This is a genomic window from Aliikangiella marina, assembly GCF_007004765.1.
Lineage (GTDB): Bacteria > Pseudomonadota > Gammaproteobacteria > Enterobacterales > Kangiellaceae > Aliikangiella > Aliikangiella marina.
In genome coordinates this window covers 428,290-442,590 of sequence record NZ_VIKR01000002.1, presented here as the reverse complement: position 1 = coordinate 442,590, position 14,301 = coordinate 428,290, and the positions used below count along the sequence as shown (strand labels likewise).

Genomic DNA, 14,301 nt, shown 5'->3' with positions numbered 1-14,301 from the left:
GTCAAATCCCCAAGATTTTACTAATCGCAGGACTTGACGGTTGTTCCACCGACTGAGACAAAAGTACATTCTTGACCATTGAGCTTACCACTCACAACTCGGCCATTTTGCGACATATTAATCTCCGGTTTGGCCTCATTCGACTGGCTTTGTTGAGCGACTTGCTGCAAATAATTTTGCCGAATTACCTCGATAACCCCCAACGGTTCATCATTTGCCTCTAGCCCCCAATGACCCGTTTGAAAATTAATCCAATAAAAACCGTTTGCAACCGTCTTGCCAAATAGCTGGTCCATCAAGACAATATCTTGTCTATCTAAATGCTCACCGTTGACGTGAATGTGACGTTCTTCGCTCGCATGGAGCGGAGTTAACAAAAAACAATTGAATATCAACACTAACCCAAATAATTTCTTCATCTTGAATTCCTTTTATTTCTTGGTGAATGTGAAACAAAGATAATGGGCTTGGCCAATACAAGCTTGAAAATAACTTGAATCAATTTGAAGAAACTTGAACGCTATATTTTTCAGTCACTTAGCGTAAGACTATCAAGAACGAAAAGACTGACTCGGTGCCTTTAGATGGGTGCTCAATATCGAATTTGAAACAATTTTTGGCGGTATTAGGTTAGCCTTTAGGCTAAGTAAGATGCGTGATCGAGGGATTAACCAAGGTATTAAAATAAAAAAATGCCCCCATAACTGGGTGGAGCTAAAAAGGAAAAAATGCCACCCGTAACTGGGTGGCATTTAACTTTACTGCAGACTGATTTTTGCTCGTATTGAGACGATTAACTCGTCAGTATCTCGGAATGGTTTATGGCGTTGCTTGAATCCGCAAATCAACGCCCGATGCAGCCGAGTATCCTCTTAAATCAACATGCCAGGTTCCGCCTTGCGGATTACTGAAAGTACACGTTTCATTATTACCATTTCGATAAGGTCTGCAGTCGTACGCCGAGGTTGTTGACTCTGCTCCATATCGCACGTATAAATCCGCATCACCTGATCCCCCCGAAATAGTGACTTTCAATTCGGCATAACCACTTTCCAAGTCAATGGTATATCGCTGCCAAGCACGTCGCGCCACAGAGACGTTGGAGATAGTTTGATCGATAGGATCGAGTCCACCGCCACCACCAGGCTCGGTGTAACTACCCGTTAATGTAACGCCAGAGAATGTCGAGTAAGCTTTTACTCTCACGTAATAAGTACCACCAGATTGGCTTCCGGTACAGGTTTCGCTATTACCGTTACGGTAAGGACGACAATCATAAGTTGAATCCGTTGGCGCTGCACCAAATCGTGTGTAAAGGTCGGCATCACCCGAACCACCACTGATAGAGAAACTGATGTTGGTTGCACCGGCAGGCACGTCCATGGTGTAAACGATATCCTCGCCACGTGACGCCCCCAAACCAGTCACTGGAACCCCATTGGTCAAGCTGTCTCCGCCAGGAGGTGGAGGTGGTGGTGGCGTTGTTCCACATGAACTACCAGAACTCAAACTGGAATTCACACCAACCGCAACTAATGAAGCTTGTACATCGTCAGTATTGAATCCCAAATCACACGCCGAGTCGAGAACACCGTTTCCAGCCTGGTCCCAATTAATGCTAGCGGTCCAATAGAGGCGGTTAGCGCGCGCATAAACTTGGAAAGCTTGCTGAGTTGTCCAGCCTGGTGAGGTCGCTAATAAGTAAAAGGCTTTGTTATAGACACCAGAGCTGTAATGAACATTCATTCCACTGGTAAAATCTGACTGTTGATCGATTGACTTCCCGTCTTGAGGCGGGTTGTTCATATAACGAAGTGCACCACTCGCTTTGAATATTTGCGCACCGACCAACCAATCGTTGGTCCCGGTCATGTAAGCTTCTGCGGCTTCACCAGCAATATCAGAAAACGCTTCATTTAAGCCACCCGATTTACCGGAGTATATTAAACCGGAGTTTTGTTCGGTGAAACCGTGACTGACCTCATGAGACGAAACATCTAGACTTACCAATGGATAAAACGTATTAGCGCCATCCCCAAAAGTCATTGCTGATCCGTTCCAGAAAGCATTTTCATAATTATTGCCGTAATGGACACGCATGATTAATTGACTTGTCAGCGGCGCCGTTCCTACCCAATCCGAGTACATATTAAAAATCACGCTACCAAAAAAATGCGCATCATTGAGCGGAGAGTAAGCACCATTAATTTGCTTAACGGTATTTTCTGGGCAGGTAAAACTGAAAGCCGAAGAACCCGATGTACCACCGTTGAGATTAACGGTTCGCACATTAGAATTGTTCATAGTACAGGTATTGCCTGACTGAGACACGTTTAAATTTCCAAAATCAGTTCCATAATAATACTGACCCGTTTTTTGATTACCACCGGGACCTTGCGCATCGGCAGTTTGCAAGTTATCAAAGGACAATAATATTTGACCGGTATGGGCATCAATTAATTTATAGGGACGCGAGGGTTTTGCGCCATAGCGGACATAAGTGATCTCATAAACTAAACGCGCCTTATCATTCTGATCAATCCAAATAGCAAGTCTTGATTTTTCATTTTCATATCTCGGCTTGACCGGCTTGACACTGAGCCCCTTGCTAATAACAACCGGCTCAAAGTCAAAAGCTTTCGCTTGAGTAACTGCGGCGTTGAGAGTCACTTTGGGAGTAACAGATTTCAAATCCTGCGAAATGCCGGATACCACCGCGCCGTGAGCACGTTTGAAATCGCCATTGGAATGACGAGAGATAACCACATCATCACCGATAATGGGTAATCCTTTATAAGTTTGTGTGTAACGAATGGTTGTTGAACCATCGGTGTCCAGGTAAGTTCTTCGCACCAGTAAATCAGCTTCTGCTGATAAACCGGCAGATTGCGCTAGCGCTTTAGACTGAGTAGCGGAACTTGTTTGCATTAATTTATTTGCAAGCGTTGTGTTGTCTCGAAGAAATTTTTTCTCGGCAGCGTCGACTGTAGTAATACCCAACAAACCTACAGTTAACGCAGAGACAATTATTTTTTTGTTGTATGTCATAGCGTCACCATATTTTATTATTGCGTGATCGGCAGAAATGCCCTTCCTTAATCGGACATAAAACTACTTTTAAAGAGTAACCAAAAAATAAATGGTCCGAGCCCTTTGCCAAATTTCTATCTAAAGCAGTAACTTAGCGGCAAAGCGCGAAATCAACCTGACACTCTGTAGAAGATTTGTCAAAGCGCGATCAGAGATAAAATCTGAGCGGTTAAAAATTGAACTGTGTAAGAAAAAATCGGCAGGTTATTAATCTAACGCGTAAGCTACTGAAAAGAGCGGTGTGCTTGCCTAATATTATGTTTTGATTAATTTTTTTGAGATATTTTCATAATTATTCTGATTATTAGATACCCAAACCAACCACCCATTCCGAATGAGTGGTTTGGTAAAAGTATCTCAATTGTTACCGATTAAACCGAGTAACAATCAAAAGCGAAATCGCAAACCTAGCTCGGTTCGACTAAAGTCTCCGCTCTCATAACCGAACCCAATCTCAAGGTTTGGTTTAAACTGATAACTCAATCGGGCACCAAAATAAAACTCATCGCTTCTGTCGTTCATTGAGGCGATATTAATATCGGAATAGCGGCCATAAGCCGTAAGCACCCAATTGTCATTGACTCGATAATGATTACCTAACTCAAAAGATGCGCCTCTTCTGTCTGTTCTACCAATATCTGCCGCAAGCTTTTGAGTTTCAGCGCTCAGTTGCAAATAAAGCGTCGATGTGGGGGAAATCGTCCAATGACGGCCCGCCCCCAAATACCAATTGGTGAAATCCATTTCAACGCCAATGTCACTGATTAACTCACTCTGGATATTACTGCCAATCAAGTACCACTTTTCGCTTAAAGGAATTGAAAGTTCGATTCCATATCCGGTATCCGCAGTCACGTCACTCTGAGAGACTTGAGTGACTTGTGCCTCTAAATAGCCAAATTCATTGGCTTTTGCTGGACTTAGCCCTATCGCTGCCAAGTTAAATATGCTCACTAAAACACACCACTTTAAAACCTTATTCATATTAAATCTCCTATTCGATTCTTAATCTCAATGTCTGGGTTGGAATATGGGAAGGAATATTAATTTTTTCTCGAAGAAAGTCCTTAGGAGACTGATTGTTTTTTGTGAGGAAAATATTTGTATAAGAAATTCAATGAGTTAAACTGGTTATATCAAAACCATTTGTGTGTCATATGTCAGAAAAATACCTTAGCGGCGAGTGGATGTTTGATTCAAGTCGGCATCAGCTGCGCAAAGATGAACAAATTATTGCGCTAGAACCAAGAATTTTGGCGTTGCTTGAGTATTTTTTAAAAAATCCGCAACGAACGATCACTCGAGAAGAATTAATCGAACAAGTCTGGCAAGGCACCAATGTATCGGAAAGCGCCATTAACTGGACTATTGCCCAATTAAGAAAATCGCTCGGTGACAACCGCAAACCTCGTCAATATATTCAGACGCTCCCTAAGCAAGGCTATCAATGGTTGCAACCCGTCGAAATTGTCCTACCGACATTCGCAGAAACGTTATCTACCACGAATACCACAACGAGCTTGCCAAGGAGTCCCTTAGAGATACAGGCTCATAAAGCTGAGCCGTCTTTTAATTCATCGAAATATCCGCTCAGAATAGGATTACTCGTTTTAGGCCTATTGATAATTGGAGCGGTCATTTGGTTTTTTCAAGCTTCTACAGCAACTACGCCGCCTCTTACGGGATTTGCAAAGCCATTCGCAACACTCCCGGGTAATGAGTCAAATCCCAGTTTTTCGCCGGATGGCCAGTGGCTTGCGTATACTCATCAAGACTATCGAGCGCAAACCACCCGTTTATTGATTAAACCACTGGCAGAGCCAGGTAGGTTCCTCGCGTATGACGATGAAAACAAAGCGCATAGTAAGACGGTACCAAGTGAACGGATGCTCCCGGAGTCACAAGTCGCCCATGCTGCATTTATTCGCACTCCTTCATGGGCTCCACACGCTAAACAAATTGCTTATATGCAATACGCTCAAGGACAATGTGAGATTCGATTAATTCGCTTTAATCGACTCATGGCAGTGACAGAAAATAAACTCATTCGGGTTTGTCATCCCGATGGGCTTAGCCAAGTCAGCTGGGGAAATAATGCGAATCAATTTTATTTTACCGATCGCCTCGATAACGCGCCTTATCAAGTCTGGCGTTATGAAATTTCTCAACACAAAGCGACACCCGTGACTCAAGTTGAAGGCGCCAATGGCTTCCACCTGGTACGAGTATCGCCGACTGAAGAAACGGCAATCGTTATCAACGATATTAATCGTAAACAAAGTGATTTTTATTGGCTGGACCTTGAGTCAGGCGCAACTGAAATGCTTTTTAGTCAAAAAGGCGTTTATTACGATATCGACTGGAATGCCGATGGAAGTGCATTTTATTTTAATCATGGCCAACAATACTTGTATCGATTTGATATCAATAAACGCATTGCTTCTGTAATCTATTCAGTGACCAGCAACGAAGTCTATGGACTAGTGCAAAGTCCTGACAAGACCAATCATGCTTTTGTTAGCGCTTCGACCAATCGAAATCGTATTGACTGGTTTGATTTTGAAGGACAAGAAATTTCAATTGCCACCGATTCTACCTATCAAGAAAATTTGCCTGCCATCACCGGCAATAGTGAGTCTTTGTTTTATGTCAGCGATCGTTCCGGATTACCCCAAGTCTGGCATAAAAAAATTCATTTACCGAACGGTGATTCTGCAGAAATTCAAATTACCAACGCTAGCGAATTTTATTTATTTAGTGCAATCCATGTCTCTTATGATGGACAAGATGTTGTTGGGGAGTCTGATGGAAAAATTCAGTCCTTTAATATAAAAAATGAATCCTTTTGGCAACACAGTTCATCGGAGAAGCAGTCAGCAAATCCGATTTTCGATAATTCACTCGATAATATCATTTTCGCGCAGCTGGTCGGTCAAACTTGGCAGTTGGTTAAAGTCCCATACTCAAGCGTCATGAGCGAACCTAGTTCAATAACCGAACAAGGGGGATATTATTCAACATTCGACAAGCAAGGCAATTTATATTTTTCCAAACGCAATCAATGTGGTCTATGGAAAATCGAGGCTGACTATACCAACGAAGTGTTAGTGTCCCCAGAAATTTGCATTGACTCAAATAGCCTTTCCGTAGCAAACGGAATACTCTACTTCGAAGACTTACGCTCACAGGAAAAAGGCATATTCGCGTTTGACTTAACCTCACAGTCTATCAAGTTATTGGTTGACCGAAACCACTATCCCGGCAAAGGCTTTAGCATCGATCGAAAGCAACAGCGGATCGCCGTTCACCGGCGCATACCTATCGAAGCCGACATTTTTATCATCGACTCAGCCGACTAGCGCGGGCGAATAAAAAAGTCTCTGTAAATGAGCATCAACTATCGCCCTTGCTGATGTAACAACTTTTGGCTAACTCCAAAGTATCCAGTTTGTCTTAAGATCCGTAAAAAGAATCAAATAAACTCCGGTTCTTTTTTAATGATTATCAACAAACAACACCTTGAAACTTATGACACTCGCTACCGTGCTCAGCTGATAAATAGTCTTTCTGGCTTTAAAAGCGCTAATCTCATCGGGACTATCAACGAGGCGGGACAAACCAACCTTTCGATAGTCAGTTCGGTTTTCCACATCGGCGCAACCCCCCCCCTTGTTGGGATGATATTCCGACCGCACTCGGTTCCACGGCATACTTTAGAAAACATTTTCGAGATGAAAACCTACACAATCAACCAAGTTTCATCACAAATCTATCGCGGCGCACATCAAACTTCAGCGCGTTATGATCGAGCAATCAGCGAATTTGCAGCAGCAGGATTGACTGAAGAATATCATGATCCGATCCCCGCCCCTTTTGTCAAAGAAAGTCGTTTGAAATACTCATTGGACCTTCGTGAACACCAAATCCTTTCAATCAATGACACGGAATTGGTTATTGGTGAAATCACCAACATCATCATCGATGACGATGCGATTAAACAAGATGGCTATGTGGATATTGAGTCACTGGCAACAATTGCAGTCTCTGGATTAGATAGCTATCACGTGACAAAACGAATCTCGAGACTCAGTTACGCAAAACCTGACAAAGCGATTGAAAATTTAGACATTGATGGACATCCCAAGTGATGCCCCACAATCGAGACAATGCGTTTAATCTTCAACACTCGTTTGAAGGTTAATAACTTCTTAACCTGATTACTGAAATATTTTAATTGATAGGAAAGACTATGTTTGGATTATTTAAGTCAAACCCCACCAAAAAACTGAGAAAAGAATACGATGCGCTCCTCGAAAAAGCGATGCACGCGCAACGTAAAGGCGATATCGCGTTATATAGCGAGCTCACAGCAGAGTCAGAAAAACTATGGGAGCAAATTGAAGCGGCAGAAAAAGCAGGTGCTTAACAAGCCCCTGCTCTAAAACGATACTAAGCAAAATTGAATCGACTCACTTCACGTTAAAACATTAACTCGAAACAAGACTATTCAATCAAATTAAAAATAATAAGCGATTACGTAAGCGGTCAATAGTATTGCGATCCACATCGCGGTACGGCCAATGGGCCTTGATCGCGCGAGCAAACCAGGTTCTTTGTCGTTATTAACATCTTCTGCATTGAGGTGATGGCTGGCGTTCGCCAAAACATAAGCAGAAACCCGCTTAAACCAATCATTCAGCGATTGTCCAATTGCCGCTAAAATACTGCCTATCGTCTTCATCATTCGGAAAAGCAAGACTCGCCAAATCCAATCGGTATCCAAACTTATCGTTTCAGTTCGACGCATCAATGGCAATAATAAGAAGAACGCCAATCCAGAAAACAGTAATAGTTGCAAATAAAACAGTACTTTACCAGCCGTGTAAGGCTGATAATCAACAGGATAAGGTAGGTACTGATAGAAAACGTTTGGAAAGACACCGATACCAATACAGAAGACCACCAAAATCATCATCGCAGCACCCATGTTCCAAGGTGCGTCTTTGGGTCGTAACCCTGAATCTTTTTGATAAAAAACAAACCAAGGAAACTTAATACCAGCGTGTAAAAATACCCCGGCAGATGCTGCTGCCAATAACAAATAAACGGCCACTAGTTCTTGATTAGCAGCGGCTTGGGATATCATGGTTTTAGTCGTAAAACCAGAAGTTAATGGCACGCCAGAAATGGCTAACGCGCCGATAATGCCACAAAAAGCAGTTAACGGCATGGTGCGGAATAATCCACCAAGTTCTGTACACTTGTGTTTACCCGTACGATAAATAACAACCCCAGCGCTCATAAATAACAACGCTTTATAAATAATATGGGCAAATGCGTGAGCAGCGGCCCCATTGAGCGCCATCTCAGTCCCAATACCAACAGCACACACCATAAACCCGACCTGATTCACTATCGAGTAGGCAAGTATTCGCCGCGCATCATTTTCAAGCAACGCATAGATAATTCCGTACATCACCATAAACAAACCAATCCAAATTAAAATTGATTCGCCTGGGAATAGCATGATCAAAGCGAGTACCGCTGTCTTGGTGGTAAATGCTGAAAGAAAAACCGATCCCGTTGGACTTGACTCAGGATAAGCATCAGCAAGCCATGCAGAGACTGGTGGAGCAGCCGCATTGATTAAGACCCCGATTAAGATCATCCAGGTATCAAAGTTAGTGACTTGCATGGGTTGCAGATCGATTGAGCCAGTGTGAACCACCACGCCTTCAATACCAACTTTAAGAATGATGCCGCCCAATAGATGCATGATTGCATAACGCACGCCAGCAGCACGAGCACCAGGGGTATTTCCGCACCAAACCACAATTGTCGAAAATAGCGCCATCAATTCCCAATACAAAAACATTGTAATCAGGTCGCCAGCAAAACAAACACCGATAGCACCCGCCGCATAAGCATAGGCTGCCGCTAATTCATACCACTTTGCCAACCGAAAAGCATACAACCCGCCAGCAAATACCATTCCGGCAAAGATGGTGGCAAACAACCGTCTTAAGGGACTTCCTTCGACTGGTTCAATGACATAATCCAAGAATGGAATGGTCGCTGCAACGCCATCAGGGACTTGCCAAACTGCCCATAGTGTTGCTAATGGGGCGAGCAGCACAACCGCCGTGCGCAGATGGCCGCGCAAGATACCGATCAGTATCGCGCCTGCTAATAAGATTAACGCCGGTGGGAGATGCTCAAGCATTGTCGCCTCCCTCGGTGGTTTCGTCTTCTTTGTAGTACTCTTCGTCGCGCTTTAAAAACATACCTAATAACTTTGCAAATAACACCATTGCTAAACAGGACGCAAAACCAAATATGGCGCCAAAACCAAACCAACCGTCAACGCCTACGTAACCTTTAACCTTAATAAAAATTTGAGCTAAAACCGTTAGCGCGAGTACCCCATAGAGTATGTACCAAAGGTAACGTATCGTTTTTGGGCGTACTAGCCAATGATCATCAGTGTTAGGATTACTCATGGGCTCACCAGTTGACGCTCTAATTCAAGAGCTGTTGCGTTAAATAAGAAGAAACCTATGGTCAGCGTTGCAGTGATGGTCAAAGCTAATACTGCCATCATGGGTGCTTCGCCATGGTCTTTGCCTACGCCGGGCTTTTCCGGTACAAACCAGGCGTAATAAATTATCGGTAAGAAATAAGCCGCGTTTAAAACAGTACTGCCAATAATCGTCGCAATCGCCACGTAATTATCGGCCTCAAACGCGCCGGCAAGAATATACCATTTGGACACAAATCCAGCCGTCGGTGGCACGCCGATCATACTTAACGCACCAATCGTAAAAGCCGTCATCGTCCAAGGCATTCGATGACCGATGCCGCGCAGTTGATACAGTTCGGTTTTCTTCGACGCGACATAAATTGCCCCCGCGGCAAAGAACAAAGTAATTTTACCGAAAGCATGCGCGACCATATGAATTGCCGCACCAATTTCCGCTAATGGTTTTAAGATGGCGGTTGCCATGACCACGTAAGATAATTGCGCGATTGTTGAGTAAGCGAGTAAACGTTTCAAATTAGTTTGTTTAAGCGCGACCAAACTTGCAGCGATAATCGTAAATGCCGCCGCATACATTAACCAATCAGCCGAAGGCGCTGATGCCAAAAAGTCGATACCAAAGACATAAACAATGATCTTGGTAATTGAGAATACACCCGCTTTTACAACCGCGACTGCATGCAACAATGCGCTCACTGGCGTCGGTGCGACCATCGCTGCAGGTAACCACCGATGCACAGGCATCACTGCCGCTTTACCAATACCAAAAACAAATAATCCTAATAATAAGCCCACTTCCGGTCCGCTGATTTTCCCAGCAAGTATTCCGCCCATGGTAAAGTCACCAGTGCCGGCAGCAATATAAGTCCAGATTATCGCCGGTAAAAACAGGCCGATCGAGGTCGTGATTAAAACGCCTAAATAAACACGCGCAGATCGTACCGTTTTCTCATCGCCTTTATGCGATACCAACGGATAGGTCGATAAGGTTAAAACTTCATAAAAAAGAAATAAGGTGAATAGGTTTCCAGAAAAAGCGATCCCCATCGCGGCGGATAAAGCAATTGCAAAGAAAGTGTAAAATCGGGTTTGATTTTTTTCTTGGTTGCCGCGCATATAACCAATGGAGTAAATTGAGTTAACGATCCATAGGCCAGAGGCAAGTGCTGCAAACAACATTCCCAGCGGTTCAACCTTAAACGCTATTTCAATTCCGGGAACAATTTCGCCCACAGATATTGCGGGTCTGCCGCCAGCTAAAATCTCGGGTAGTAAACTCCAAACCGTCCATGCCAACAAGCCGGCAGTAATCAAAGTGACCGCTTCGCGCAAGTTGTCATTGAAGCGCCCTGCCAAAGCAATGCCAATCGCACCGATAAAAGGTATAACTAGCGAGGCAATTATCGTCATTGAACCACTCATTTGTTATGCCCCATCAAAACGCTTGCCGCAGACTCAGATAAGGTCACCGCCAGTTCTGGGTTAATCCCAAAGTAGAGATTGCCGATTGCCACAATCCAAGTAATCGCGAGAATGCCAAAGGGTGCTTCACTTACAGCCGGCTTTTTGCCTTGTGGCTTAAAGTAGGCATATTCAACAATCCGCCATACGTAAATCACAGCCATGAGAGAGCCCAGCACAATAACGGCCGTAAGGAATACTCCTGTGGCACCACCCAGTTCTAATACTGCAGAAATCAGATACCACTTACTGATAAAACCAGCAGTACCAGGAACTCCAATTAAACTTAAACCCGCTAACACCATTGCGCCCATTGTCCATGGCATCGCTTTAGCGCACCCTGCGATATCGGTAAGTCTTAATCGCTTTATATGACAGGCTAAACATGCCACCGCTAAAAACAAACTACCTTTGGCAATTGCATGATTAAAGACGTGCAGAACACTGGCAGTAAGGCCGGCAATACTGACCAAACTTGCACCGAGAACGATGTAACCAATTTGTGCCACTGAAGACCATGCCAACAATCTTTTCAAGTTTCTTTCAAACAGCGCAACGGCTGAAGCAATTAAGATGGCAAACACCGACAGTGGTAAAAAGAAAAAGGTAAAGTGTAATTGTTGTCCGCCAAGGTTCTCTTGGAATACGAAAAAGTCGAAGCGGAACAAAACATACAATGAAACTTTAGTCGCACAAGCCGCTAAAAATACCGTCACAATATGCGGTGCAAAGGTGTAAGCGTTAGGTAACCAAATATGCAGCGGAAATAGCGCCGCTTTCAACGCTAAGCCGACAGTAATAAAACCAGCCGCCACCAACACCGGACTTTGGTCGGCAACATCTGCAATTCTGACGCCCATATCTTCAATATTGAGCGTGCCGGTCATCATGTAAATTAAACCAACACCAATCAAATAGAATGTTGCGCCAATTGTTCCGAAAATTAAATATTTAAATACCGCTGGTAATGCGCGTCGATCAGGTCCACCTGCCACTAAAACGTAACTTGCCAGCGAAGAAATTTCCATAAACACGAAAATATTAAACGCATCCGCTGAAACAACAATACCCGCTAAACCCGCCAGTGCCAGTATCCAAGCCGCAAAAAACATCGGCTGGCGTTTCGCTCCGATTTGTTTATCGAGACTATGATAACCGGCAATTAAGGCCGAGGTTGAAGCACCAGTAATAATCAATAACACCACCGCGCTAAACGCATCGACTTTCAATTCAATGCCATAGGGCGCTGGCCATGAGCCCATAAAATATTGATAGTTTTGACCATCCAGCACGCCCATGGTCAAAGCAATTGCGATGCAAAAGGTCAATAAGCTGGTTAAAGTCGTCGCCGCCCAAGCCAATCGTTTTGCTTTAAGCAAAACGATTAAGGGGGCTGCTAAAAAGGGTACAACGACCTGAAGGGCCGCTAAATGTTCAGTTGGATTCACGACTTGCGATCCTTAGCGATAATGTCGTCTTCTTCGATGCTTCCATAAGCCTCTTTTATTCTTACAACCATAGCTAACCCGAGCGCAGTAGTGGAAACGCCAACCACAATTGCAGTTAAAATTAACACTTGTGGCAGAGGATTAGAGTATATTTGATCGGTAACTCCCTCTTGGATAATTGGCGCTGTCGCACCTTCCACTTTGTCCATAGTGATGTACATCAAGAACACAGCCGATTGAAAAATGGCCAGCCCAAGCAACTTTTTAATCAGGTTATTGCGCACGATAACGGCATAAAAACCGACCATCAATACAATCGCAAATACCCAGTAATTGTAATAACCCAGTAATTCCATTAATAATTCTCGCGAGCCGCAAAAGCATGAAAAATAGCTAGTAACGCACCACAAACCGTAATACCAACGCCGGCCTCAATCAAAATAATTCCCATCTGTTGACCAAAAACAGGATTGGATGACAGCACCGAGTAATCGAGGAAGTTGCCCCCCATAAACATGGTGACCACGCCGACCATGGTGTAAAGCAAAGCGCCGCCAGCAACCATCGCCATCATCACTGAATGAGGTACCGCGGCAAGGGCCGTTTTCTCCCCTTCGAGTAAGGCAAATAAAATGATCCCCGTGGCAATTATCGCCCCTGCTTGGAATCCCCCTCCGGGCCCATACTCTCCATGGAACTGCACATAAAGCCCAAACAAAACGATAAACGGGAATAACAGCCGACCGACGACTTTCGGGATTAAATGATGGCGCAAGCCAATTGATTCTGGTGGCGTTCGCCGCGACTGTTTATCCGCGGGGTTTTTCGCGCTCAACAAAAACAGCACCCCAATACAGGCTGTGAATACCACAAATACTTCACCTAACGTATCGTAAGCTCTAAAGCTGCCGAGAACGGCAGTCACTACATTAGGAATATCAATCAATTTGGGGGTTTCAGATAAATACCATGGCGCAACATGCTGATGGACTGGCGCTTCTGGATCGCCTAGCTTAGGCTTTTCAAAGGTTGCGTATATGAGCAACAAGGTTGTCGCAGTAACGATACTCATTGCAACACCGCGTGATAACTCGACTTTCTTTTCATTTTCTGCTGTCAGCGAAAGAGCTCCCAAGAAAATGACTGTCGTCACCCCTGCGCCAATGGCGGCTTCAGTGAGAGCCACATCAGCGGCATCTAAGATGAAAAAATTTGCAGCCATCAGCAGGCTGAATATTGCCATCAACATAACCGCAACAAACAGATTTTCTGCACGAACAATTGCAATCGCCGTGATTACTAATAGGGTGAGCAAAAATACCGCGAAGATAATAATCACTTGGACTGCTCCTCATTATTTTCTTGGCTTGCGCTAGTTTCTTGACTAGCGTCTGTCTCTTGGTTAACGCTTGTCTCTTGGCCAGCGCCACTTTTGCTGCCTTTACCATTAACTTTTCTGAAAGTCGCGTTCGATTTCACACCTGATAACAATGCTGCGTTCGCGAGCGCATAAGATGCGGTTGGTCCGGTTAAAAGCAAAAACACTAAAATCGCAATCAACTTAACGGTCGCAATGGTCAAACCGGCTTGCAACAATAAACCACCCAGCACTAAAAAAGTTGCAATGGTGTCAGTCACACTAGCTGCATGCATACGCGTATAAAAATTTGGTAAACGTAATGCGCCAATCCCGCCGACTAAAACAAAGAAGCCGCCAACAGTGAGCATGATCCAACTAAGGACATAAAGCACTTGTTCCAACAT

13 protein-coding genes are annotated in these 14,301 nt (G+C 44.1%); 3 read left to right on the top strand and 10 right to left on the bottom strand.

The features are described from left to right. Nucleotides 1–20 precede the first annotated feature (20 nt). The 3 genes from FLL45_RS08240 to FLL45_RS08230 all read right to left on the bottom strand — a co-directional run bounded on the left by FLL45_RS08240 (nt 21) and on the right by FLL45_RS08230 (nt 4,074). On the bottom strand, nt 21–419 hold the full coding sequence (locus FLL45_RS08240) for a hypothetical protein (protein ID WP_142941556.1): 399 nt from the start codon (nt 417–419) through the stop codon (nt 21–23). A gap of 400 nt (nt 420–819) precedes the next feature. Continuing rightward, nucleotides 820–3,048: a M4 family metallopeptidase gene (locus FLL45_RS23100; protein ID WP_142941555.1), complete on the bottom strand. Its 2,229-nt coding sequence runs from the start codon at nt 3,046–3,048 to the stop codon at nt 820–822. A gap of 429 nt (nt 3,049–3,477) precedes the next feature. Beyond that, a complete protein-coding gene (locus FLL45_RS08230; RefSeq protein ID WP_142941554.1) occupies nt 3,478–4,074 on the bottom strand; it encodes an outer membrane beta-barrel protein in 597 nt (198 codons plus the stop codon). A 173-nt stretch (nt 4,075–4,247) separates the two neighbouring features. Here FLL45_RS08230 and FLL45_RS08225 point away from each other — a divergent pair, with 173 nt between their 5' ends. The 3 genes from FLL45_RS08225 (at nt 4,248) to FLL45_RS08215 (ending at nt 7,516) form a co-directional block, all read left to right on the top strand. After that, the gene (locus FLL45_RS08225; protein WP_142941553.1) at nt 4,248–6,449 is read left to right on the top strand and encodes a winged helix-turn-helix domain-containing protein; all 2,202 of its coding nucleotides are present in this window, start codon (nt 4,248–4,250) and stop codon (nt 6,447–6,449) included. A 138-nt stretch (nt 6,450–6,587) separates the two neighbouring features. Next, nucleotides 6,588–7,238: a flavin reductase family protein gene (locus tag FLL45_RS08220; protein WP_142941552.1), complete on the top strand. Its 651-nt coding sequence runs from the start codon at nt 6,588–6,590 to the stop codon at nt 7,236–7,238. Between the two features lie 101 nt (nt 7,239–7,339). Then, complete coding sequence (locus FLL45_RS08215) at nt 7,340–7,516, top strand: DUF6435 family protein (RefSeq protein ID WP_142941551.1); 177 nt, start codon at nt 7,340–7,342, stop codon at nt 7,514–7,516. A 90-nt stretch (nt 7,517–7,606) separates the two neighbouring features. On the opposite strand, the gene FLL45_RS08210 is transcribed toward FLL45_RS08215, so the two are convergent. The 7 genes from FLL45_RS08210 to mnhG are packed head-to-tail and all read right to left on the bottom strand — an operon-like array spanning nt 7,607 to nt 14,301. After that, nucleotides 7,607–9,313, bottom strand: a complete 1,707-nt coding sequence (locus FLL45_RS08210; protein ID WP_142941550.1) for a Na(+)/H(+) antiporter subunit D — start codon at nt 9,311–9,313, stop codon at nt 7,607–7,609. Continuing rightward, complete coding sequence (locus FLL45_RS08205; RefSeq protein WP_142941549.1) at nt 9,306–9,590, bottom strand: hypothetical protein; 285 nt, start codon at nt 9,588–9,590, stop codon at nt 9,306–9,308. The genes FLL45_RS08210 and FLL45_RS08205 overlap by 8 nt, the downstream gene beginning before the upstream one ends. Further along, the gene (locus FLL45_RS08200) at nt 9,587–11,050 is read right to left on the bottom strand and encodes a monovalent cation/H+ antiporter subunit D family protein (protein WP_142941548.1); all 1,464 of its coding nucleotides are present in this window, start codon (nt 11,048–11,050) and stop codon (nt 9,587–9,589) included. Before FLL45_RS08200 ends, FLL45_RS08205 begins: the two co-directional genes overlap by 4 nt. After that, on the bottom strand, nt 11,047–12,537 hold the full coding sequence (locus FLL45_RS08195) for a monovalent cation/H+ antiporter subunit D family protein (protein ID WP_142941547.1): 1,491 nt from the start codon (nt 12,535–12,537) through the stop codon (nt 11,047–11,049). Before FLL45_RS08195 ends, FLL45_RS08200 begins: the two co-directional genes overlap by 4 nt. Beyond that, nucleotides 12,534–12,893 (bottom strand): cation:proton antiporter subunit C, encoded by a 360-nt coding sequence (locus tag FLL45_RS08190; RefSeq protein WP_142941546.1) that lies wholly within the window; start codon nt 12,891–12,893, stop codon nt 12,534–12,536. The genes FLL45_RS08195 and FLL45_RS08190 overlap by 4 nt, the downstream gene beginning before the upstream one ends. Further along, entirely contained in the window at nt 12,893–13,876 is a 984-nt protein-coding gene (locus FLL45_RS08185) for a DUF4040 domain-containing protein (RefSeq protein ID WP_142941545.1), read from the bottom strand. Before FLL45_RS08185 ends, FLL45_RS08190 begins: the two co-directional genes overlap by 1 nt. After that, nucleotides 13,873–14,301, bottom strand: a complete 429-nt coding sequence (gene mnhG, locus FLL45_RS08180; protein ID WP_142941544.1) for a monovalent cation/H(+) antiporter subunit G — start codon at nt 14,299–14,301, stop codon at nt 13,873–13,875. Before mnhG ends, FLL45_RS08185 begins: the two co-directional genes overlap by 4 nt.

Coding starts and splice junctions, on each gene's coding strand:
- FLL45_RS08240 (WP_142941556.1), bottom strand. CDS start 419: ATGAAGAAATTATTTGGGTTAGTGTTGATATTCAATTGTTTTTTGTTA.
- FLL45_RS23100 (WP_142941555.1), bottom strand. CDS start 3,048: ATGACATACAACAAAAAAATAATTGTCTCTGCGTTAACTGTAGGTTTG.
- FLL45_RS08230 (WP_142941554.1), bottom strand. CDS start 4,074: ATGAATAAGGTTTTAAAGTGGTGTGTTTTAGTGAGCATATTTAACTTG.
- FLL45_RS08225 (WP_142941553.1), top strand. CDS start 4,248: ATGTCAGAAAAATACCTTAGCGGCGAGTGGATGTTTGATTCAAGTCGG.
- FLL45_RS08220 (WP_142941552.1), top strand. CDS start 6,588: ATGATTATCAACAAACAACACCTTGAAACTTATGACACTCGCTACCGT.
- FLL45_RS08215 (WP_142941551.1), top strand. CDS start 7,340: ATGTTTGGATTATTTAAGTCAAACCCCACCAAAAAACTGAGAAAAGAA.
- FLL45_RS08210 (WP_142941550.1), bottom strand. CDS start 9,313: ATGCTTGAGCATCTCCCACCGGCGTTAATCTTATTAGCAGGCGCGATA.
- FLL45_RS08205 (WP_142941549.1), bottom strand. CDS start 9,590: ATGAGTAATCCTAACACTGATGATCATTGGCTAGTACGCCCAAAAACG.
- FLL45_RS08200 (WP_142941548.1), bottom strand. CDS start 11,050: ATGAGTGGTTCAATGACGATAATTGCCTCGCTAGTTATACCTTTTATC.
- FLL45_RS08190 (WP_142941546.1), bottom strand. CDS start 12,893: ATGGAATTACTGGGTTATTACAATTACTGGGTATTTGCGATTGTATTG.
- mnhG (WP_142941544.1), bottom strand. CDS start 14,301: ATGTTGGAACAAGTGCTTTATGTCCTTAGTTGGATCATGCTCACTGTT.